Raw genomic sequence first — 638 nt, 5'->3', positions numbered from 1 at the left:
AATGGCTAAAATTGGTTATGCACGTGTATCAACACAAGATCAAAGTCTTGATGGACAGATTGATACACTTGAGGAATATGGTTGTGAACGTATCTTTAGCGAGAAAGCGAGTGGTCGCAAAACGAAACGAACGGAACTTGATAAATGCTTAGATTATTTACGTGAAGGCGATATTTTAGTTATCTATAAACTAGATCGTCTTGGCCGAACAACCAAGCAATTAATTGAGTTATCTCAATGGTTAGATGATAATAGTATTGATTTACATATTATAGATATGAACGTATCAACCAAAGATGCGATGGGCAAGATGTTCTTTACTATGATGAGTGCATTTGCTGAACTTGAAGCTAACTTATTAAGCGAACGTACGAAAAAAGGATTAGAAGCAGCAAGAGCTAGAGGGAGAAAAGGTGGAAGACCATCATTACCAGATCATAAAAAAAGAGAGATTAAATTCTTATATGATGAACAAAAACTTACTGGAGAAGAAATTGCTAAACAAACAGGTGTAAGTCGTTCTACAGTATATAGGATGCTTAAAGATTAAACTCTATGAAAAAATATATTACTTAAGGCTCTTATAGGTGTATCTAAATCATTTTATGAACATTGATTTTATGTTGAGTTTTTGAACA

Annotated in this window: 1 protein-coding gene; it reads left to right on the top strand. The window is 33.4% G+C overall.

The features are described from left to right. Position 1: 1 nt before the first annotated feature. Positions 2-550, top strand: coding sequence for a recombinase family protein (locus ACJQQZ_RS12530; protein WP_037551386.1), 549 nt, complete (start codon positions 2-4; stop codon positions 548-550). The last annotated feature ends 88 nt before the right edge of the window (positions 551-638 follow it).

The sequence above is a fragment of the Staphylococcus sp. KUGN1 genome, from assembly GCF_045984185.1.
Classification (GTDB): domain Bacteria; phylum Bacillota; class Bacilli; order Staphylococcales; family Staphylococcaceae; genus Staphylococcus; species Staphylococcus warneri_A.
The sequence above is the reverse complement of the archived record's forward strand: the minus strand, read 5'-3'. Positions and strand labels throughout refer to the sequence as shown.